Annotated in this window: 32 protein-coding genes, 1 tRNA gene and 1 pseudogene; all 34 read right to left on the bottom strand. The window is 27.7% G+C overall.

Translation table 4 applies throughout. The annotated features are described in order from the left end of the window. Positions 1–25: 25 nt before the first annotated feature. The 34 genes and pseudogenes from ACXX84_RS01375 to rpsJ all read right to left on the bottom strand — a co-directional run bounded on the left by ACXX84_RS01375 (position 26) and on the right by rpsJ (position 20,302). Positions 26–2,347 (bottom strand): HsdM family class I SAM-dependent methyltransferase, encoded by a 2,322-nt coding sequence (locus ACXX84_RS01375; protein WP_458572758.1) that lies wholly within the window; start codon positions 2,345–2,347, stop codon positions 26–28. 69 nt (positions 2,348–2,416) lie between these two features. Continuing rightward, positions 2,417–4,078 carry an IS1634 family transposase gene (locus ACXX84_RS01370; RefSeq protein WP_458572757.1) on the bottom strand — a complete coding sequence of 554 codons (1,662 nt, stop codon included), beginning with the start codon at positions 4,076–4,078 and terminating at the stop codon, positions 2,417–2,419. Positions 4,079–4,416: 338 nt separating this feature from the next. After that, positions 4,417–4,493, bottom strand: a tRNA-Ile gene (locus ACXX84_RS01365). A 58-nt stretch (positions 4,494–4,551) separates the two neighbouring features. After that, positions 4,552–4,974 carry a 30S ribosomal protein S9 gene (gene rpsI / locus ACXX84_RS01360; RefSeq protein ID WP_436358835.1) on the bottom strand — a complete coding sequence of 141 codons (423 nt, stop codon included), beginning with the start codon at positions 4,972–4,974 and terminating at the stop codon, positions 4,552–4,554. Next, positions 4,974–5,408 carry a 50S ribosomal protein L13 gene (gene rplM / locus ACXX84_RS01355; protein ID WP_458572756.1) on the bottom strand — a complete coding sequence of 145 codons (435 nt, stop codon included), beginning with the start codon at positions 5,406–5,408 and terminating at the stop codon, positions 4,974–4,976. The genes rpsI and rplM overlap by 1 nt, the downstream gene beginning before the upstream one ends. 140 nt (positions 5,409–5,548) lie before the next feature. Further along, complete coding sequence (gene rplQ / locus ACXX84_RS01350; RefSeq protein WP_436358833.1) at positions 5,549–5,911, bottom strand: 50S ribosomal protein L17; 363 nt, start codon at positions 5,909–5,911, stop codon at positions 5,549–5,551. 2 nt (positions 5,912–5,913) lie between these two features. Then, a complete protein-coding gene (locus ACXX84_RS01345) occupies positions 5,914–6,921 on the bottom strand; it encodes a DNA-directed RNA polymerase subunit alpha (protein WP_436358832.1) in 1,008 nt (335 codons plus the stop codon). Between the two features lie 13 nt (positions 6,922–6,934). Continuing rightward, positions 6,935–7,321, bottom strand: a complete 387-nt coding sequence (rpsK, locus tag ACXX84_RS01340) for a 30S ribosomal protein S11 (RefSeq protein WP_436358831.1) — start codon at positions 7,319–7,321, stop codon at positions 6,935–6,937. A 3-nt stretch (positions 7,322–7,324) separates the two neighbouring features. Then, entirely contained in the window at positions 7,325–7,693 is a 369-nt protein-coding gene (gene rpsM, locus ACXX84_RS01335) for a 30S ribosomal protein S13 (protein ID WP_436358830.1), read from the bottom strand. A 6-nt stretch (positions 7,694–7,699) separates the two neighbouring features. Continuing rightward, the gene (gene rpmJ / locus ACXX84_RS01330) at positions 7,700–7,813 is read right to left on the bottom strand and encodes a 50S ribosomal protein L36 (RefSeq protein ID WP_027123513.1); all 114 of its coding nucleotides are present in this window, start codon (positions 7,811–7,813) and stop codon (positions 7,700–7,702) included. A gap of 9 nt (positions 7,814–7,822) precedes the next feature. Then, on the bottom strand, positions 7,823–8,038 hold the full coding sequence (gene infA / locus ACXX84_RS01325; RefSeq protein WP_436358829.1) for a translation initiation factor IF-1: 216 nt from the start codon (positions 8,036–8,038) through the stop codon (positions 7,823–7,825). Positions 8,039–8,229: 191 nt separating this feature from the next. Continuing rightward, entirely contained in the window at positions 8,230–8,979 is a 750-nt protein-coding gene (map, locus tag ACXX84_RS01320) for a type I methionyl aminopeptidase (protein WP_458559339.1), read from the bottom strand. 1 nt (position 8,980) lies between these two features. Further along, entirely contained in the window at positions 8,981–9,622 is a 642-nt protein-coding gene (locus tag ACXX84_RS01315; protein ID WP_436358827.1) for an adenylate kinase family protein, read from the bottom strand. Beyond that, positions 9,616–11,043: a preprotein translocase subunit SecY gene (gene secY, locus ACXX84_RS01310; RefSeq protein WP_436358826.1), complete on the bottom strand. Its 1,428-nt coding sequence runs from the start codon at positions 11,041–11,043 to the stop codon at positions 9,616–9,618. Before secY ends, ACXX84_RS01315 begins: the two co-directional genes overlap by 7 nt. A gap of 1 nt (position 11,044) precedes the next feature. Continuing rightward, a complete protein-coding gene (gene rplO / locus ACXX84_RS01305) occupies positions 11,045–11,488 on the bottom strand; it encodes a 50S ribosomal protein L15 (RefSeq protein WP_436358825.1) in 444 nt (147 codons plus the stop codon). 13 nt (positions 11,489–11,501) lie between these two features. Continuing rightward, positions 11,502–12,167 (bottom strand): 30S ribosomal protein S5, encoded by a 666-nt coding sequence (rpsE, locus tag ACXX84_RS01300; protein ID WP_436358824.1) that lies wholly within the window; start codon positions 12,165–12,167, stop codon positions 11,502–11,504. A 2-nt stretch (positions 12,168–12,169) separates the two neighbouring features. After that, the gene (gene rplR, locus ACXX84_RS01295) at positions 12,170–12,523 is read right to left on the bottom strand and encodes a 50S ribosomal protein L18 (RefSeq protein ID WP_436358823.1); all 354 of its coding nucleotides are present in this window, start codon (positions 12,521–12,523) and stop codon (positions 12,170–12,172) included. Positions 12,524–12,550: 27 nt separating this feature from the next. Further along, positions 12,551–13,090 carry a 50S ribosomal protein L6 gene (gene rplF, locus ACXX84_RS01290; protein ID WP_436358822.1) on the bottom strand — a complete coding sequence of 180 codons (540 nt, stop codon included), beginning with the start codon at positions 13,088–13,090 and terminating at the stop codon, positions 12,551–12,553. A 3-nt stretch (positions 13,091–13,093) separates the two neighbouring features. Further along, positions 13,094–13,486: a 30S ribosomal protein S8 gene (gene rpsH, locus ACXX84_RS01285; protein ID WP_458557635.1), complete on the bottom strand. Its 393-nt coding sequence runs from the start codon at positions 13,484–13,486 to the stop codon at positions 13,094–13,096. A gap of 8 nt (positions 13,487–13,494) precedes the next feature. After that, positions 13,495–13,680 carry a type Z 30S ribosomal protein S14 gene (locus ACXX84_RS01280; RefSeq protein WP_436358821.1) on the bottom strand — a complete coding sequence of 62 codons (186 nt, stop codon included), beginning with the start codon at positions 13,678–13,680 and terminating at the stop codon, positions 13,495–13,497. Between the two features lie 7 nt (positions 13,681–13,687). After that, positions 13,688–14,239 carry a 50S ribosomal protein L5 gene (gene rplE, locus ACXX84_RS01275; protein WP_458557636.1) on the bottom strand — a complete coding sequence of 184 codons (552 nt, stop codon included), beginning with the start codon at positions 14,237–14,239 and terminating at the stop codon, positions 13,688–13,690. A 16-nt stretch (positions 14,240–14,255) separates the two neighbouring features. After that, positions 14,256–14,576: a 50S ribosomal protein L24 gene (gene rplX, locus ACXX84_RS01270; RefSeq protein WP_436358820.1), complete on the bottom strand. Its 321-nt coding sequence runs from the start codon at positions 14,574–14,576 to the stop codon at positions 14,256–14,258. An 18-nt stretch (positions 14,577–14,594) separates the two neighbouring features. Then, positions 14,595–14,963, bottom strand: coding sequence for a 50S ribosomal protein L14 (rplN, locus tag ACXX84_RS01265; RefSeq protein ID WP_436358819.1), 369 nt, complete (start codon positions 14,961–14,963; stop codon positions 14,595–14,597). Continuing rightward, positions 14,963–15,232, bottom strand: coding sequence for a 30S ribosomal protein S17 (gene rpsQ, locus ACXX84_RS01260; protein WP_436358818.1), 270 nt, complete (start codon positions 15,230–15,232; stop codon positions 14,963–14,965). The genes rplN and rpsQ overlap by 1 nt, the downstream gene beginning before the upstream one ends. Further along, positions 15,232–15,438, bottom strand: a complete 207-nt coding sequence (rpmC, locus tag ACXX84_RS01255) for a 50S ribosomal protein L29 (RefSeq protein ID WP_436358817.1) — start codon at positions 15,436–15,438, stop codon at positions 15,232–15,234. The genes rpsQ and rpmC overlap by 1 nt, the downstream gene beginning before the upstream one ends. Next, on the bottom strand, positions 15,438–15,863 hold the full coding sequence (gene rplP / locus ACXX84_RS01250) for a 50S ribosomal protein L16 (protein ID WP_436358816.1): 426 nt from the start codon (positions 15,861–15,863) through the stop codon (positions 15,438–15,440). Before rplP ends, rpmC begins: the two co-directional genes overlap by 1 nt. Then, the gene (rpsC, locus tag ACXX84_RS01245) at positions 15,863–16,513 is read right to left on the bottom strand and encodes a 30S ribosomal protein S3 (protein ID WP_436358815.1); all 651 of its coding nucleotides are present in this window, start codon (positions 16,511–16,513) and stop codon (positions 15,863–15,865) included. Before rpsC ends, rplP begins: the two co-directional genes overlap by 1 nt. 9 nt (positions 16,514–16,522) lie before the next feature. Then, positions 16,523–16,861 (bottom strand): 50S ribosomal protein L22, encoded by a 339-nt coding sequence (gene rplV / locus ACXX84_RS01240; RefSeq protein ID WP_436358814.1) that lies wholly within the window; start codon positions 16,859–16,861, stop codon positions 16,523–16,525. Then, positions 16,861–17,136, bottom strand: coding sequence for a 30S ribosomal protein S19 (gene rpsS / locus ACXX84_RS01235; protein WP_458572755.1), 276 nt, complete (start codon positions 17,134–17,136; stop codon positions 16,861–16,863). Before rpsS ends, rplV begins: the two co-directional genes overlap by 1 nt. Beyond that, positions 17,136–17,981 (bottom strand): 50S ribosomal protein L2, encoded by an 846-nt coding sequence (gene rplB, locus ACXX84_RS01230; protein ID WP_436358812.1) that lies wholly within the window; start codon positions 17,979–17,981, stop codon positions 17,136–17,138. Before rplB ends, rpsS begins: the two co-directional genes overlap by 1 nt. A gap of 58 nt (positions 17,982–18,039) precedes the next feature. Next, positions 18,040–18,462, bottom strand: a complete 423-nt coding sequence (gene rplW / locus ACXX84_RS01225) for a 50S ribosomal protein L23 (RefSeq protein ID WP_436358811.1) — start codon at positions 18,460–18,462, stop codon at positions 18,040–18,042. Further along, complete coding sequence (gene rplD, locus ACXX84_RS01220) at positions 18,462–19,175, bottom strand: 50S ribosomal protein L4 (RefSeq protein ID WP_436358810.1); 714 nt, start codon at positions 19,173–19,175, stop codon at positions 18,462–18,464. The genes rplW and rplD overlap by 1 nt, the downstream gene beginning before the upstream one ends. A 119-nt stretch (positions 19,176–19,294) precedes the next feature. Further along, positions 19,295–19,972: pseudogene (gene rplC, locus ACXX84_RS01215) on the bottom strand (50S ribosomal protein L3); the annotation flags it as partial. A gap of 21 nt (positions 19,973–19,993) precedes the next feature. After that, positions 19,994–20,302, bottom strand: a complete 309-nt coding sequence (rpsJ, locus tag ACXX84_RS01210) for a 30S ribosomal protein S10 (protein ID WP_436358809.1) — start codon at positions 20,300–20,302, stop codon at positions 19,994–19,996. Between the last annotated feature and the right edge of the window lie 241 nt (positions 20,303–20,543).

The following is a 20,543-nucleotide window of genomic DNA, read 5'->3' as shown; positions in this document are numbered from 1 at the left end:
TTCTATTTAGAAAAAATAAGTAGTTTTATTTATCAAAAATTTTTAAATGTTTAATAAATTCTTCCATATATTCAAAATAAATTTCTCCTTTTGAGTTGATAGGGAGTTTAATTTCAATACTAGGTACTTCGTTTTTTTGAGTTCTTCCATGCCCTATAGATTTAAATAATCTTTCGCTAATAATTATTGCTAAATAAAATTGTGATAAAGGGAATTTTTCTGCTTTTTCTTTATAAACTTGATTAATATCTAAAATATTTACAAATGAAGTTGCTCCAAATTTAAAGTCACAATAATATGTTTTACCCCCTCCTCCATCACCACCATTAATCATTACTATTTTATTTTCAAAAACTTCACTAATATCTTCTTCCGGTAATAAACCACCGATTCCATTATTGTCTTTTTTTGCAATAATTACTGGTATTCCTTTTATATATTTATTTTCAAGTTTTCTATCAATAGATTTCTTTTGTCTTCCCTTAGAAACAAAAGAAAGGATGTCGCAAATTTTAAAATTTTTATATTCTAAATTTTCATATTTTTTCTTTATGTTAATTTTTTCAAAAAACATTTTAGGTTCGATTCCTGATAAAATTTTAGCCGCAATGTTTTCCCTTAAATATTTAATAAAAGTTTTGTCCAAAACTTCTAATTCCCTATTTGTTGAATACTTTTCAAAAGCAAGTTCATCTTTAAAAGAAAGGTTTACAATCTTTGCTTGAAACTCATTGTAATTACCTTCTAAAATTTGGTAAAATTTTTCTACTTTTTCTTTATATTTTTCAGTTTCTAATCTTCTTTCATTAGCATATACAAAACCATCATCACTAAAATCTATCAACATTATTTCTTGTTTATGAGTTTTTTCTAAAAGAGATGGATTATTTTCTAAGATATCAAGTTGTTTTTGTGAATATTTTTCTAAAACAACTATTGAAGTATTAACACCAGCATTAGGTTGAAAAACATCCCTTGGAAGCGAAATAACTTTATCTATTTTTGAGAGTTCAAAAATTTTCTGTAAGTAATTATAATTTGCACTTGAACCATTTAAACAACTTTTAGGTAAAATACAAGCTATTTTACCTTCTGGTTTTAAATTTAAAAGAGTATGATATAAAAATTTTAGTTCTGTATCTTTTTGACTAAAAGGAGGATTCATAAGAACTTTGGAATATTTATTTTTTAAAAGTGGTAATTTTACAAAACAGTCGTCTCAATATATTTGAGTACTTCCATCACCATGTAGCAACATATTAATTCTAGCAAGAGTTGTATTAAATTCATCATATTCTATTCCGATTAATTGCTCTTCTTTAATTTTTTGAGAAATTTCATAAATTTTTGTTATTTTAGTAGTTTCATCTAAATTATGTTTATAATTTAAAATTGCTTCTGCGTCTTTAGTCATATTTGCCATAGCATTTGTTAAAAAGGTTCCACTACCACATGTTGGATCTAAAATTACATCATTAAAAACATCAATATCTAATATTTTATACATAATTTCAGCAATATGATCAGGAGTAAAAACTTCTCCTTTCTCTTTTGCATTGGCAGAATTTCATTTCCTAAAAACCTTTAAAAAAGTATTCATAATATCATGACCTTTTTTATCTCTATCACTAATATTAATTAAATTATAAATAGTAGTAATTATATCCATAATTTGTATTAAATCACTTACTGCAACTTTTTCAAAAGTTGGATCATCTAAATATTTTTTGATAGTTTCTATTTTTTCATTTTTAAATAAATTATTTCGTTCTTTTATATTATTAACAATTTGTTCGCCTAAAGATTTAATTAAATTCTTTGAAGATTTACGATCTAGTTCATTATAACTACCTCATTTGCAACAAAGCATAACTGCTCCTATAAAAGGTACAGTCATTTGTTTGTTAATTTTAGCATATCTAAAAGAATTTGCTAATTGTTTGGAATAGTCATAAATTAAATCTTCATTATTTTCTTTTGAAGAATTAAAATATTTATTTTTATAATATTCATAATTTTTAATTCTTATTTCATCTTTAAGGTGCTTGAATTCATTGGCTTTAGTCTTTAAATAAACATTTAATTCAGTTCCGTTAAATTCAAATCCAATGATATTTTTATGCTTATCTAAAGTCATATAATCTTTAAGTTGTCCCTTAAAAGGTTTATTTTCTGCTTTAGCATCTAATATAAAAATAACACCATCATAAAAATAATATCCATCTGGTTTTGTAGCTTGATATTCTTTAGAAGTTTTCTTATAAAAAGGAATTGTACCATCTGTTCTGTTGATAAGACCAAGTTCTTTGCTAAACTTATCTATTATATAAAATTCTGTTTTTCTCATTTTTCCCGTCTTTCCCAGTTTCAAGAATTAAAAAACCGTTTACGCCTGTTTTATGGGGCAAAACGGTTTTTATTTATCTGACTTAATTACAATTTTTTTGATCTCATCATACTTGTTTCAAAGATCGATATCGCTTCCTGATTTTTCTCTTTTTCTTTCTATTTCTTCTCCTGTAATGTTATTTATAAATATTTCTTCTCTAACTAAACTTAAAATTTTAATAAATTGTCATTCAGTAAGATGATTATTAATTCTGTGTTTAAAATAATATTCATTTGTTTTATGAATGAATAATTTTAAAACTACTAATGAAGCAAAACATAAAAGTGTGTGAGCTACAATGTGGCTATCTAAATAAACATAAGTTGGTCTTATTGCTAAATAACTTTTTAAACTTCTAAAATTTGATTCAATTTGTCATTGTTTAGAATATAAATGAATTATTTGAGATTCACTTAAATTTAATAAATTGGTTTCATATACATAAACACCATCAAATTCTTCATCTCTTTGAATTTTTTTGTAATCCAATTCAAATTTTAATTTTGATATCTCAGTAAAGTATTTACATTTTTTAGTACCAAGCATTTTTGAAGAATCTACAGTTCCATCTTTATTTTGTTTCTTTTTAAAATTATTAATTAAATTTTGTCTATCTTCTCTATCTTTTAAAGCTCTTGATTTGCTTATAGTTACAATTCTTCTTCTGACATTTTCTGTAACTCTTTTGTTTTTAAAAGTGGAAAAGAAATCTGTTGATTTGTATTTTAAATTATCATTTACATAAACATAATCTTTCTCATTCAAAACATATTCTTTGAATTCTTTAGAACTTGCTTTTGCTTTGTAAGAAATGATGAAGCCATAACCTTTTTGCTCTAAAAATCTGATATTTCCGGATGTACTCATTCCACGATCGGCAATTACAGTTATGTTTTTAATTTTATACATTTGCTCAAGTTCAAGCAAGAATTCAATCATAGTTTTTGAATCTGGAGTATTACCACTAAAAACTTTAATATGGAAAGGGACTCCATTTCCATCACATGCTAAGGCAATTACAATTTGATCTTCTTTGAATTTTCCATCTTTAGAATAACCGGTTTGTCTATAACCTGTTCTTTGAAAAGATTCAAAATAAACAGTTGATGAGTCAAAATAAATTTCACTTAAATTCCTGTTTGTTTCTTTCAATACCATTTGATGCAGTGCATTTACAAGATTTGATTGATTGTTTTCAACAATGTCAAGAAGTCTATAAAAGCTATTTTTTGATGCTGAAATATCACTATTGAATTCACCTTGATCACTAAAGGAAGAGAAAATACTTGAAGGATTGTAAATCCTTTTTGCAACTAAAAAATTGAAGATTTTCTTCATATCCTTATGTCTTGTTTTCTCAAAAGATTCAAAAATGTTGTGTTTATTGAGTAAGTCTTCTATCAATTCGTGTCCAACATTTTTATTTACTCTTACAAACTCAGCGCTTTCCAAAGACTCCAATAATGCAGACCGAACTCTTTCTTTTTTATCAAGTGAAGAAAAAGATTTTAGTTTTTCTTTTAGAATTTCTACTGCATTTTCTTTTTTCTCAAGTAATTTTTCTAAATTTCCAAGGCTAAATCATCTTGTTGGTGCTTTTCCAAAACCCGTTGTCCATCCAACGTATTTATAAATTACACCTTTTTTGTTTCCTGAAACATTAAATAATATTAAATTTTTCTTTTCCATCCTTATATTATACCACAAAATGCAATTAAGTGCAATTATTTTTTTTATTTTTTTTAATAAAAATTACTATATATGTAAATATATAGTAAAAATCTATAAATTCCAATTTTAGTCTAATTTCTTAGGGCAAACTGGGAAAGATGGGATAAAAAGGAATTGTACCATCTGTTCTGTTGATAAGACCAAGTTCTTTGCTAAACTTATCTATTATATAAAATTCTGTTTTTCTCATTTTTCCTCCTTAATCACTTGGATAATCTAATTATATTATTTTAAACAAATATTTCTACAAAAAATAAAAAAAGACAGCATCTACCGTCTTTGGTCAAAATTTGAAATGGTGGGAACGAATGGAATCGAACCATCGACCTCACGATTATCAGTCGTGTGCTCTAACCGTCTGAGCTACGCTCCCATTAATAAATTTATATGCAAATTGCATACAAATTATATCACAAAATGTGTGTTTTATATTAACGTTTAGAAAATTGTCTTGCTCTACGTGCTTTTCTAAGTCCGTATTTTTTACGTTCTTTAGATCTTGCATCTCTTGTTAACATACCTGTTTCTCTTAAATTAGGTTTATAATCTTTTGAAGATTCTAATAAAGCTCTTGCTATTCCTAATCTAATTGCTCCAGCTTGCCCAGATAAACCACCACCAGAAGCATTAACGATAATGTCTCATGTTCCTTCTGTTTCTGTAATAGTTAAAGGTTGTAAAGCATCTTTAATTAAAAGATCTGACATTAAATAGTCTTTAGCTTCTCTTTTATTAATTGTAAATTTTCCTTTTCCTGGTTTTAAGATAACTCTTGCAGTAGAAGATTTTCTTCTTCCTAAACCACGATAGAATGTTCCAGTTAACATTTTTTGATTTTTCATTTCTTTAGCCATTATTTAACCTCTAATTTCATTGGTTTTTGTGCTTCATGTTTATGTTCAGGTCCAGCATATACAAATAAATTTACTCTTTGTCTATTTCCTAATTTTGTGTGTGGTAACATTCCTCTAATTGCTTTTTCAACAATAGCTGCTGGTTTTTTTGCTCTTAAATCTTTTGCTTTAATTGATTTTAATCCACCTGGATAACCTGAGTGTGAATAATAAATTTTATTTTCATCTTTGTTTGCAGTTAAAATTACTTTTTCTGCATTTATAACAATAATGTTATCTCCTATATCAACATTTGGAGTAAATGTAGGTTTATTTTTTCCTCTTAAATAAGTAGCAGCTAAAGTTGCTAAACGCCCTAAAACTTGTCCTTCTGCATCAATAACATATCATTTTTTGTCTGTTTCAAGATGCTTAACAATAGTTGTTTGTCTCATTGTTCCTTCCTTGATAATTTAATAATTTATTTAATAATGTAACAGGTATTTAATAAATATTGCTTTTAAATTATAATACTTTTTTTTATAAAACCAAATCTTTTATAAAAAAAATAACCAAAAACGGTTATTTTCATATTTTAAACTAATTCGATAATAGCCATTTTAGAATTATCACCTTGTCTTGCAGGCAATTTAATTATTCTTGTATAACCACCATTACGACTTTTATATTTTGGTCCTACTACATCGAATAAATATGATAATGCTGATTTACCATCACTGGTTTTTACATCTCTTAAAAATGCAGCTGCTAAACGACGAGAAGCAAGTGTATTAGTTTTTGCTTTTGTAATTAATCTCTCAACGTGTTTTCTTAATTCTTTAGCTCTTGCTTCTGTTGTTGTGATTCTTCCGTGAACAATAACATCTGTAGATAAAGAACGTAAAACGTGTTTTCTTCAAGTTGAATTTCTTCTAAATAATTGTGTTGGATTAGCCATTTTTAGTCTCCTTTCTTAAGTGAAATACCGCGTTCAGCTAATTTTTCAATAATTTCTTGAACGGATTTTTTACCTAAATTTTTAACATTATTTAATTCTTCTTCATCAATTTTTTCTAAGTCTGCTACAGTTCTAAATCCTGCACGTCTTAAAGCATTTAATGATCTTACTGTTAAACTTAAATCATTAATATCAATTGATTTATCTTTAGGAGTTTCTTCTTTAACTTTTTCTTCTTCAAAATAGTCTTTTTCATTAATTTCTAAATTTTCAGTATTTGAAACTATTTTCAAATGTGCAATTAAAATTTTTGCAGCTTGAGCAATAACCTCTTTTGCTTCTACTGTTCCATCTGTTTTAACATTAAATTCTAGTTTTTCTTGAATAATGTTAGAAGCTGAGTTAAGTTCACTAAATTTATATTGAACATTTGTAACAGGTGAAAAATCTGAATCAACTGCTAAAATGGTTCCTGATTTTAAATTTGATTCTAATTCAGAACCATATTCTAAAATATTTTTTTTGTTGTCTTCAAAAGAAACAAATCCTCTTCCTGATAATAAAAACATTTCGAATTTTAAAGCGTTTGCTTTAGAAAGAGTTGCGATTTGTTGATCAGGGTTTACAATAGTTACTCCTGCTGGTAGTTGAATATCTTTTGCAAAAATATTTTTTTCAGTAAATTTATCATAATTAAATGAAACTCTTACAGGTTTTTTATCAATAAAAACTTCTTTATTATAAATAAACTTTACTTTCTTTAAATTATTTAATAAAGTAACTACATCTTCTTCTACGTTGTCGATTGCTTGAAATTCGTGATCTACTTTTTCAATTCTAATTGCAAATGGAGCAACTGAAGAAACTGAAGATAATATTGTTCTTCTTAAAGCTGTACCTAAAGTGTTAGCAAATCCTCTTTCTAAAGGTTCTAAAACAAAAGAAGTGAAATAATCTGAATGTTTATTTTCTTTTTCTTCTTTGTAATTTACTTTTGCCATTTTTTGCATAACTTAACAACTCCTATCTTTTTGTTTCTCTTTTGATTACTTTTCTTGGAGGTCTTGTTCCGTTATGTGGAATAGGTGTAACATCTTTAATTTCAGTAACAGTAATACCTGAAACTTCAATTTGTTTTCTTGCTGCATCTTTTCCTGGTCCTAAACCTTTAATTTCAACTTTAACTTCTTTAATTCCATGTTCTTTAGCTGCTTCAGATGCTGCTGCTGCTGCTAATCCTGCTGCATATGGAGTTTTCTTTTTTGTCCCTTTATATCCAATAGCACCAGATGAAGATCATGCAATTACATTACCTTTTTCATCTGAAAAAGTTACAATTGTGTTTTGGTGAGTTGAGTGAATGTGAGCGATTCCGCTAGTAATATTTTTTCTTTTAACTTTTCTAGCCATATCTTATTTACCTTTCTTTCCAGCAACAGTTTTTCTTGGTCCTTTTCTTGTACGTGCATTTTTCTGAGTTACTTGACCACGAACTGGTAATCCTTTTCTATGTCTGATTCCTCTATAACATTTAATTTCCATTAATCTTTTAATGTTAATAGCTACTTCACGACGTAAATCACCTTCTGTTGTATATTGTGAAGCTATATCTCTTATTTTTGATAATTGTTCTTCACTTAAATCTTTTACACGAATATTTTCGTCTATTTGAGCCTTTTGTAAAATTTCTTGAGCTCTTGATTTTCCTATCCCAAAAATATAAGTTAGAGAAATAACAACTCTCTTATTATTTGGAATTTCTATGTTTAAAATTCTAGCCATATTTTCCTAACCTTGTCTTTGTTTGTGTTTTGGTAGAATACAAATGATTCTATTTATTCCATTTCTTTTGATTATTTTACAGTCTTTACACATCTTTTTAACTGATGCTCTTACTTTCATAAATCTCCTTTATTTATGACGATAAACAATTCTTCCTTTTGTTCAATCATAAGGACTAATTTCAACATCAACACTATCTCCAGGAATTATTTTAATGTGATACATTTTCATTTTTCCTGAAATGTGAGCTTGAATTTTAGCATTATTTTCTAATAAAATTTCATACTCACTAGAATTGTGTGCTTGAATTACTTTACCTGTCATTTTGATTGCATCTTTTGCCATTTATTGAAATACCTCTTTTGGTTTTTTATTTGTACAATTAATGTTTGGTATTTATTATTATTTTATTTCTTTAAAAGTAATTGTGCCCTTTAAAGAAATACCTGGACTTATTTCGACATTGCCTTATGCCAGGCTTGTATAATTAACATTAAAAATTATACTAAATTTTTGAATTTTTCCAACTCTTTGAATTAACTTAAAATTATTCCTTTTCCATTTTTAATTAAAATGGTTTCTTCCACGTGAACTGTTTTTTTACGGTTATATTTTGGAACCACAGTTCAACCATCACTTAATATTTTAACTTCCGGACTTTCTTGTAAAATCATAGGTTCTATACAAATTACCATATTATCTCTTAACAAAATCCCTTTATCTCCTGTATATAAATTGTAAACATTAGGTGCTTCATGAAGTTTTTTTCCAATTCCGTGGCCACAAAATTCCTCTGTTGTAAACATTTTGTTTTCAAAAATAACCTTGGAAATTGCTTTAGAAATATCTCCTATCCTTGCTCCAGGTTTGATTGCATTTATACCGGCATCTATTGCTCTTTTTGCAACAGAAATCAGTTTTTCGTTTTCAAGATTATTTTCTTTTCCAACTGATTTGGAAAAGGCAGAATCTGAATAGTATCCTTTATATTTAACTCCTAAATCTATAGAAATTAAATCCCCTGTTTTTAAAATTCTTTGATCCGGAATTCCGTGAATTAACTCATGATTTAAAGAAGCGCAAATTGTGTTAGGAAAATTTTGGTAACCTAAAAAAGCTGGTTCTGCGTTTCTTTTGATAATTTCATCATAAGCAAGTTTGTCTAGTTGCAATAAAGAAACCCCTTCTTCTATTGCATCATAAACTATTTTTTTTACTTCTGAAAGAATATTTGCTGATTTAGTTATTAATTCTATTTCAAAATCTTTTTTTATCAATTTGCTCATTTTATAAAATTTCTTTAACTATTTTTTGTACTATGAATTCTGGAGTTTGTGTTGCATCTATAGTGATTAACATATTTTTGTCTTTATAATAATCTATTAATACTTTAGTTTCATTATTATAAACTTCTAATCTACGAATAATTGCTTCTTCTTCATCATCTTTTCTTTGTAATAAAACTGTATCGTCATTTTCGCAAAGTAATTGCTTTGCAGAAGGTTTGAAATCAAGATGATAAGTTGCAGAACAAGTAGGGCAATATCTTCTTTTAGAAAGTCTTTGAATAATAACTTCACTTGGAGCTTGTAATAAAATAACATTTTTTATTTGAGAAGTGCTTAAATTTGATAAAAAATCTGCTTGATTAATTGTTCTTGGATAACCATCTAAAATAAAGTTAACGTTTTGTTTGTTTAATTCTTCTAACTTTTCTTTTACTATTTCATTAGTTATATTGTCAGGAACATATCTACCACTTTCAACAATATTTTTTAATTCCAAACCTAATTTAGTTTGGTTTCTAATTGCGGTTCTAAAAATTTCTCCTGTTGATAAATGAATAAAATCAATTTCTTTTGCAAGCAATGATGCAACAGTTCCTTTTCCAACTCCTGGTGCACCTAAAAAAATTATGTTTTTTATCATAATAAATCTCCGTTATTTTTATTTTGTTTAGTAAATGATTTACTAATTTTTCTTCTTTTTTGTGAAATTTTTTCTGATTGTCTTCTTGCTTTAATTTGACCTATTGTTTCTAATGCTGTGGTTATTAAAATAATAATAGAAGTTCCACCAAATGTAATGCTCCGTGGCATTCCAAACATTTGCATAATAGGTTCTAAAGAACCAATTGCTACAAGATAAAATGCAGAGAAAATAGAAAGTCTTAAAACAACAGAAATTAAATAATCTTCTGTTTGTTCTCCTGGTCTTATTCCAGGAATAAAGGTTGAATTTTTTCCAAAATCTTCTGAAATTTTATCCACTCTAGACTGTTGTAATCCCATACCAATTGCAAATAAAAAGGTAATAACTACAAATAGACTAAATCCAATTGGATCAGTTAATCTTAAACTTCTTTCTACAAAATATCTTGTAGATGAAGTGTATGGATCAAGAAGTCCTACTATTAAAGTTGGTAAAGATAAAACAATTAAAGAAAAAATGATTGGCATAACACCTGCTGGATTTACTTTAATTGGCAATACTGAAATATCTTTAACATTTTTAGTCATTCCAGATCCTGTTTGTTGAATAGGTATTTTTCTTTCTGCAGTATAAACATATGCAACTATAAAAATTAAAACTAAAAAACCAATAATATAAACTCCAAAGAAAATTATATTACTAATCAAAGAGTCTGAATTAGATCCTGAAATAAAGTAATTAAAGGCTCCTTTTAATTTACTTGGTAAACGTGTTGCGATTCCTGTAAAAATTAAAAGTGAAGTCCCATTACCAACTCCTTTTTCAGTAATTTGTTCTCCTAAAAATAAAGAAAACAAAGAACCGCTAATAAGTATACAAGGTAAAATAAAGTATTTATAATAAGCTGCATTGTTGCTTAAATATACAAAACTTTGTGCTCCTAAATTGGCATCAAACAATGTTCTAATTAAGAAAATTGATTGAGCTATAGCTATAAAAATAGTTAAAAGTCTTGTAATAATATTTATTTTACGTCTACCTAGCGGTCCTGATTGACTTAACCTATGAACTGGTGGAAATAATTTAGTTTGAGCGACCATCATAATCAAAGATGCTGTTATGAATGGTCCTATTCCTAAGGCTACTATTGAAAAGTTAGTTAACCCTCCACCACCTACAATATTAATTATTCCTAAAAATGAATTAGAATCTAAAGAAGCATTTTTATTTATAGATACACCAGGTAATGTGATTGTACCTGCTATAACAAAAATAGCTAAAATTCATATAGAAAATAATATTTTTTTAGTTAAGATTTTTTCTTTGGAAAATGTTTGAATTTTATGTTTTATATTTAAATAGATTTTTGAAAAGATTAATCCTATCCAGTTTAATACTTTTTTTAATCTATAAAACATCTTAAACCAATTCTACTTTTCCACCTAATTTTTCTACCGCTTCTTTTGCTGAGTTTGAAACGGCATTAACTTCTATAAATATTTTTTTAGTTAATGTACCTGAAGATAATAATTTTACAGGCATTGTTTTTCTTCTTGCTAATCTAGTTTCAAATAACATTTCTAATGTTACTTTGTCACCATCTTTAAATGTAGCATCTAATTTTTCTAATGATATAACTTGATATTCAACTTTATTAACATTGTTAAAACCGATTTTTGGTAAACGTCTGAAGAGAGGGTTTTGTCCTCCTTCAAATCCAGGTCTTACAGTTCCACGTTTTGTTTGTCCTGATTGTCCTCTACCAGCTTGTTTTCCTTTACCAGCTGCATGTCCACGACCTTTACGGTGTTTTTCTTTTCTTGAACCTTCAGTGTATTGTAATGTATGTAATTTATATGACATTTTTCCTCCTGGACTATTTATTGCTTAACAAATCTTCTACTTTAATATCTCTTAATTCAGCAATTTTTTCTACTGTTCTAAGATTTTGTAAAGCAATGATTGTTGCTCTAACGATATTAGCTTTTGTTCTTGAACCATAAGTTTTAGTATAAATGTTTGAATATCCTGCTAATTCTACAACTGCACGAACTGTACCAGATGCTATAATTCCTTTTCCTTTTGGAGCTGGTTTTAATAGTACTTTAGATGCTAAGAATTTTTGTTTAATTTCATGTGGTACTGTTGCAGCTTCTTCTACCACTGGAACAGTTATTAAATTGTTTTGTGCATCTTTAACTGCTTTTTTAATAGCATCTTGCACTTCATTAGCTTTTCCGTGACCAAAACCAACTTTTCCTTTTTTATTACCAACCACTACATATGCTGAGAAAGAAAATCTTCTTCCTCCTTTAACAACAGTAGTTACCCTTGCAACATCAATTACTTTTTCTTCGAATTCATTTTGGAAAGGTTGTTTGTTAAATTCTTTTTTTGGTCTTGAGAATTTACGATTATTATTAGATGTTTTTGAATCTTTGTCTTTAGAATGGAAGTGTTTTTTTGGTTCTCTTGAAGATTCTATTTTTTTAGTTGGAGTTGCTTTTTTAACAACTTCTTTTTTAATTTCTTTATTTTCCATTATTAAAATTTAACTCCTTCATTTCTAACTGCTTCTGCAAATGCTTTTACTCTTCCATGATAAATATAACCTGAACGATCAAATACAATTGATTCAATTTTTAATTCTTTAATTTTTTGTCCCATTAATTTTCCAAGTATTTCAGCTACTTTAATATTTCCGCTATATTCTTTATGTTTTAAAGTTGAAACAGATGCTATTGTTACTCCTTTAGTATCATCTATTAATTGTGCATAAAAGTTTGTTAGTGATTTGAAAACTGATAAACGTGGTTTGGTTGCTGTACCTAAAACTAATTTAGATTTAATTCTATGATGTTTTTTAATTCTAGCTTTATTTCTTGATAATTGAGCCATTGATAATACCTCGCTTCTATTCTAAAATTATTTAGAAGCTTTTTTCCCTTCTTTACGTCTAATGTTTTCATTTTTATACATAATACCTTTTCCTGAATAAGGATTAGGTTTTCTAACACTTCTAATAACAGCAGCTAATTGTCCAACTTGTTGTTTATCAATACCAGAAACAATTATGGAAACTGGTTTTGGAACTTCTACTTTTAAAGTATTTGGAACATCTATTAATACAGGGTGTGAATATCCTGCTAAAATTTCAATTTGGTTACCTTTTAATGTAGCTTTGTAACCAACACCCTTAATTTCTATTTCTTTTGAAAAACCAGAGGTTACACCTTTAATCATTCCTGCAAGTAAGGAATTAGTTGTACCGTGTAATTGCTTTGTATGTTTTTCTTCGTTTAATCTTTCTGTTGTAACTTGATTATTTTCTACTTTAATTTTGATTAAATTAGAAAATTCTCTTTTTAATTGTCCTAATTTACCTTTAACAGTAACTAAATTATTATTAACTAATACTTCTGTTCCTTCTGGAACTAATAAAACTCTTTTTCCTACTCTAGACATAAATTATCAAATGAAGGCGATAATTTCACCACCAACATTTTCCTTTCTAGCTTCTTTATCAGTTAATAAACCTTTAGATGTAGAAACAATAACTGTTCCATATCCTGAAAGTACTTTTGGTAAATCTCCAACAGATGAATAAACTTTTAATCCTGGTTTTGAAACTCTTTTAATTCCGGTAATAGCACTTGTTGTACCTTTATATTTTAATTCTACAACAAGTTTTTTTTCTACACCTTCTCCTTGAGTTTCAAAATTTTGAATATAACCTTCTTTTTTGAAGATTTCTAAAATTTTGTGTTTTTTATTAGAATGTGGGATTTCAACAAATTTGTGTTTTCTCATAAATGCATTTTTGATTCTTACAATCATATCTGCAATTGGATCTGTAATTATAGCCATAATTATCAACTCGCTTTCTTAATACCAGGAATTTTTCCTTCATGTGCTAATTTTCTAAAACAAATACGACAGATTTTAAATTTTCTTAAAACAGCATGTGGACGACCACATAATTCACATCTTGTATATTCTCTAACTTTGAATTTTTTATGTTTTTTAGCTTTTGCTTTTAATGATGTTTTTGCCATTTTACTCCTATTTTTCTGCCTTACCAAAAGGCATTCCTAATTGTTCTAATAAAAATTTTGCTTCTTTATCTGTATTTGCTGTTGTAACAATAATTACATCCAATCCCTTAATTTTTCTAATTTTATCGAAACTAATTTCTGGAAAAATAATTTCTTCTTTAATTCCTAATGAATAATTTCCTCTTCCATCAAAAGCTTTAGGATTTACACCTCTAAAGTCTCTAATTCTTGGAATTGCTACATTAATTAATTTATCTAAGAATTCTCACATTCTTTCTCTTCTTAATGTAACTTTTGCTCCCATTGGCATTCCTTCACGTAATTTTCATGAAGCTAATGATTTTTTAGCAACTGTTTGATAAGGTTTTTGCCCTGAAATTAATGCCATTTCATTCATAACTTCTTCTATAGCTTTAGAATTAGTTACTTCTTTTCCAGCTGTCATATTTAAAACAATTTTTTCAATTTTAGGTAATTGCATTACAGATGTATAAGCAAATTTTTCTTGTAAATTCTTTTTAACTTGTTTTTCGTATTTTTCTTTTAATGTCATCTTTATAAAATTACCTTTCTAACTAAATTGTTTTCCCTGTTTTTTTAACAAAACGCACTTTTTTATTATTTACCATTTTGTAACCTATTTTTGAATATTGAGCTGGTTTATCTTTAGTAGCTTTTTTAACTAATAAAGATACTTTTGAAACGTGTAATGGGAATTCAACAACCTCAATTGAACCTTCACTTCTTGATTGTGATGGTTTGTGGTGTTTAGTTTTTTTATTAATATCTTTAATTTTAACTTCTTGTGTTTTTGGATAAACTTCTAAAACTTGACCAATTTTTCCTTTATGTGATCCTGAAATAACTATTACTTCATCATTTTTTCTAATTTTCATATCAATAATTATTCCTTTCTATAAAACCTCTGGTGCAAGTGAAACAATTTTGGAATATCCTTTGTCTCTTATTTCTCTAGCTATTGGACCAAAAACACGTGTTCCCCTTGGAGAACCATCTTCTTTAATAATAACAACTGCATTGTCATCAAATTTTATATGTGAACCATTTTTTCTTTTGATTCCATAAGTTGAACGAACAATAACTGCTTTCACAACTTGTCCTTCTTTTACAATTCCGTTTGGAAGAGCTTTTTTAACTGAACAAACTATCACATCACCAATATTTGAAGTTTTTTTAACTGAACCACCTAAGTTTCTAATTAAACCCACTTCTTTTGCACCTGAGTTATCTGCAACAACTAATCTTGAGAGTTCTTGAACCATTATTTAGCTCCTTCTTTTGCTTTTTCACGAATTTCAACTAATCTAAATGTTTTAGTTTTTGAAAAAGGTCTTGTTTCACTGATTTTAACAATATCTCCTAAAGAAGCTTCTTCTTTTTCATCGTGAGTTGCAAATTTCTTAGTAACTTTAAATCTTTTTCCATATAAAGGGTGTTTAACATAAGAATCTACTGCAACAATAATTGTTTTTTGATTCTTATCAGAAACAACAGTACCAATTAATGTTTTCTTTGTATTTTTTCTTTCCATTATTTTCCACCTTTATCATTGTTTTCTTTTTGTTGTATAGCTGTTAAAACTCTGGCAATATTTTTTCTAATTTCTTTGATTTGATGAGTTTTATCTAAACGTGATGTAGCATTTTTAAATCTTAAAGAAAATAACTCAGCTTTGTGTTCAGCTACTAATTGTTTTAGTTCTGAAAGAGATTTGTTTTTTAATTCTTTAAATTCCATTATTCATCCCCTTCTTCATTTGCTTTAACTATTTTTCATTTTACTGGTAATTTATGTCCACCAAGTCTTAAAGCATCTCTAGCTATTTCTTCTTTTACTCCTGAAACTTCAAACATCATTGTATTAACTTTTACAACTGCTACTCACTTTTCAGGAGAACCTTTACCAGATCCCATACGTACTCCGATAGGTTTAGAAGTTAATGATAAGTGAGGGAAAATTCTAATATGAACATCTCCTTCACGACCCATTCTTCTTGTGATAGCAATCCTTGCAGATTCAATTTGTCTAGCTGTTACTCAAGCAGAAGTTGTTGCTTGTAAACCAAACTCTCCAAATGAAACTTTATTTCCTTTATGTGCTTCTCTTTTATCGTGTGAAATTCTAAAATTTCTTCTATATTTGGTTCTTTTTGGTTGTAACATTATTTATCACCCTCTTTAACCTCTCCTAAAGAAATTCATACTTTCACTCCTAAAGCACCATAAGTTGTATGAGCTGTTGCTTGAGCATAATCAACATTTTGTCTTAAAGTGTGTAATTTCATTTCTCCTTCAGAATATCCTTCTGCACGAGCCATTTCCACACCGTTTAATCTACCAGAAACTTGAGTTTTAATTCCTTTAGCTCCTGCTTTTAAAGCAACTTTAATTCCAAATTTTTGAGCTACTCTAAATGATCCTCTGTTTTCTAATTTAATAGCTATTTGTTCAGCTACTAATCTTGCGTTTAATTCCGGTTTTTGAATTTCAACAACATCAATTGATAAATTTAATTTTTTATTTTTAACAAATTTTTGAATATCTGTTGTCATTTTTTTAACATTTTCTCCACCTTGACCTAATACTACACCAGGTTTAGCTGTATGAATTGTTAAAGTAACTTTGTTGTTTTGATCTCTTCTAATTTCAACTTGTCCTATTTGATAATCTCTAACAAATTTTTCAACATATTCTCTAATTTTTACATCTTCTAATAAGTAAGTAGCAAAATTAGCTTTATCAGCAAATCAATTTACATTATGTTTTTTAGTAATACCGTATCTAAAACCATTTGGATTAACTTTTTGTCCCATAAAATTTTCCTACTTTCTTTCCTCTACTGTTATTGATAAATGTGAAGTTCTTTTTAAAATTGAATATGCTGTTCCTTTAGATCTTGGTTGAAATCTTTTGTATGTAGGTCCTTCATTAACTTGAACTGAACTTACAAATAAATTATCACCATCCATACCAAAGTTATTAATTGCATTAGCAATTGCTGAATTTAATAATTTAATAAATAATTTTGATGCTTTTTTATTTGTGTTATGTAGGATTGATAGTGCTTCTGTTGTATTTTTATAACGGAATAAATCTGCTACTAAACGAGCTTTTTGAGCAGATACTCTTTGCATTTTAACACTTGCTATTGCTTTTTGCATTATTTTTTCTTCCCTTTATCAGCACCATGACCTGTATAGGTTCTTGTTGGAGAAAATTCTCCTAATTTATGTCCTACCATATCATCTGTTACAAAAACATCATTAAATATTTTTCCATTATGAACTTGGAATGTTAGTCCTACAAATTGAGGAAAGATTGTTGATCTTCTAGATCATGTTTTAATTGGTTTTTTATTTTTTTGTTCATTCATTAATTCAACTTTTTTTAATAAAGATGCATCAGCGAATGGACCTTTTTTAAGTGATCTAGCCATTATTTACTTTCCTTTCTTCTTCTTATAATTAATTTTGTTGAAGATTTCTTATTATTTCTTGTTTTAACACCAAGAGCTTTTTTACCTCATGGAGTTAATGGAGATTTTCTACCAATAGGTTGTTTTCCTTCTCCCCCTCCATGTGGGTGATCAATTGGGTTCATTACAGATCCACGAACAGTAGGTCTAATACCTAAATGTCTATTTCTTCCTGCTTTACCAATGTTAACTAATGAATGTTCTTCATTACCTACAACTCCAATGGTTGCTCTACATTTTGCTAAAATTCTTCTATATTCACCTGATTTTAGTCTTAAAACTACATATTTTCCATCTTCGTCTTTTCCTTGGATTTGTGCAGAAGACCCAGCTGAACGAGCGATAATTCCTCCACCTCCAGGTTGCATTTCGATGTTATGAACAACTGTACCTTCAGGAATATTTGATAAAGGTAATGAGTTACCTACTAAAATATCAACTTGTTCACCTGAAATAACTTTTTGTCCAACCTTAATATCTTTAGGTGATAAAATATAACGTTTTTCACCATCTGCATAAACAACTAAAGAAATGTTAGCTGATCTATTTGGATCGTATTCAATAGATTTAATTGTTCCAAAAATATTATCTTTATTTCTTTTGAAATCAATAATACGATATTTTCTTTTATTTCTTCCGCCTTTGTGACGTGTAGTTATTTTTCCTTGATTGTTTCTACCTGATTTTTTAGGTAATGTAACTAATAAGCTTTTTTCAGGTTCGTGTCCTGATAAATTTTGCTTGTAATCAAGGGTAGACATACCACGACGACCATTTGAAGTTGGTTTATAATGTTTAATCGCCATTTTCTCTCCTTATTTTATTAATAACTTTAAAATATTTTTTTCTTTAAAGTTCTATGAATTATTTTTTTTCTTTATTTTTTTTAGCTGCTATTTTTTCTGCAACTTTTTTATCAACTTCTGATGCTGATTTAGAAACTTTTGTTTCTTTTTTAGTTTCTTCCACTACATTTGTTTGTTCTTCTGGTGTTGGTGACTCTAAATCTTCATTTAGAACAGCAATTGTGTGCCCTTCAACCAAAGTAACAATAGCTTTTTTGAAAGAATTTGTAAATCCTTGATATCTACCTAATTTTGCAGGTTTTTTTGGAACATTAAAAATATTTACTTTTTCTACTTTAACATTAAAAATATATTCAACTGCTTTTTTAACTTCACTCCTGTTAGTTCTTCTATCAACAGCAAAAACATATGTTCCTGAACTCATTTGTAAATAACTTTTTTCAGTTAAAATTGGGTATTTGATTATTTCATTAATATTCATTATTTAACCAACCCTTCTAAATATTTAATATCATCTTGACTTAAAATCAATATATCTGCTTTTACTAAGTCTTCAATTAATAATGAAGTAACTTTTGTCACTTTTACATTTTGAAGATTTCTTGCAGAAATATAAACTTTTTCATCATTTGAAACTACTAAAATATTTCTTAATTTTTCTACTTGTAAATCTTTTAGTTTAGAAACAATTTCTTTTGTTGAATATTTTTCAACTTTTATTTCCTCTACTATAACTTGTTTGTTTTTAGCTAATTGTGATAAAGAACTTAATAAAGCTAATTGTCTAACTTTTTTATTAACTTTTAAATTATAATTTCTTTCCACTATAGGTCCAAAAGCTCTTCCACCACCTACTCAAATTGGTGATCTCATAGAACCAGCTCTTGCTCTACCTGTACCTTTTTGTCTTCAAGGTTTTTTACCAGTACCACTTACTTCAGCTCTATTTTTTACTTTATGTGTTCCTTGTCTTCTTGAAGCTCTTTCAGCAATAATTGAATCAAATACAGCTTGTTGATTAAATGTTTCAATTCCAAAAACTTCTTTTGGTAATTTAACTTCTTTTCTTACTAATGGAGTATCAACTTTTTTTGATGTTTTAACTTCTACTTTTTTAGTTGTTTTAGAAACAGGTTTTTTTGTCGATGTTTCTTTTTTAGAAGTTGTTGATGTTTTTTTAACAACCTTTTCCATTATTTATCTCCTTCTGCTTTATCTTCAGCTGCTTTTAATAATTCTTTCATTTCTTTTACTGACATTTCCATATGTAGTTCTACATTATATTTTTTAGCTAATTCAAATAAATGATTTTTTTCTAAAGCCTCTTTTAGGTTAACTAATTGCACAGGTGTTTTAGAAGGTAATTGTTTAACAGCTTCTTTTAGAATAACAAATGATTTTTTAGGTCCAGGAACTGAACCTTTAACTATAATTAAATTATTTTCTAAATCAATGCTTAAGATTTCAAGATTTTGAACTGTTCTTTTTACATTTCCTAATTGTCCAGGCATTGTCATACCTTTAACAACTTTGTTTCCTGAAATATCTCCTAAAGATCCTGTTTGTCTTAATGGTTGTGATCCACCACCACCACCGTGTGATTTAGGTCCGATTGCTTGGTTATGTCTTTTAATTGTTCCAGCAAATCCTTTTCCTTTTGATGTTCCTGTAACATCGATTAATTCACCTACTGAAAAAATAGATAAATCAACTGATTGTCCAAGTTCAAATCCAACCATTTCTCTAATTTCTTTTACGAAGCGCTTAGGTGCTGTGTTAGATTTTTTAAAATGACCTTGTTCTGGTTTGTTTTGTCTAGAAACTTTCTTGTCTTCTAAACCTAATTGTAATGCATTGTAGCCATCTTTTTCTTTTGAAAAAACTTGTGTTACAACATTTGGTTTAACTTCAATAACTGTTACTGGTAATAAAATACCTGAATCAGCATATAGTTGAGTCATTCCAACTTTTTTTCCTAAGATTCCTTTCATCTTGGATCCTCCTTATTTTATTTATTTAGTATCTATAAGTATTTGAGCACCTACTGGTAATTCAACTCTCTTAATTTTGTCTAATACTTCTTTTGAAAATTTGTTTAAAACAATTAATCTTTGATGTGTTCTACTTTCAAATTGTTCACGTGATGTTTTATTAACATGAACTGAACGTAAAATAGTAAATACTTCTCTTTTTGTAGGTAATGGTACTGGACCACTAAAATCTACTTTTAATTCTTTTAATAAATTTACTAACTTAAGTGATGCATTATCAACTATTTTATGATCAAATGCTTTTAATTTAATTTTTAACTTATTTTCCATTAAAATTGTTGTCCTTTCTGTTCTTTTTTTGATGAACTAGACTCCACATAAAAACCGTTACTCTGCTAACAACTAATTTCGGAGTATCGCAACCTTATGTTTCAACGTCTAAATTTACTTTTAAATTATACTACATTTTTTAAAAAAGTGAATTAAAAAATAATAAAAAAACTCCTCTAAGGAGCAAATAGTTCTTTCAAAACTGAATAGCAAATTACTTCTCAAATTAAATTAAATACCT

The sequence above is a fragment of the Mycoplasma sp. AC157 genome, from assembly GCF_054343415.1.
The sequence above is the reverse complement of the archived record's forward strand: the minus strand, read 5'-3'. Positions and strand labels throughout refer to the sequence as shown.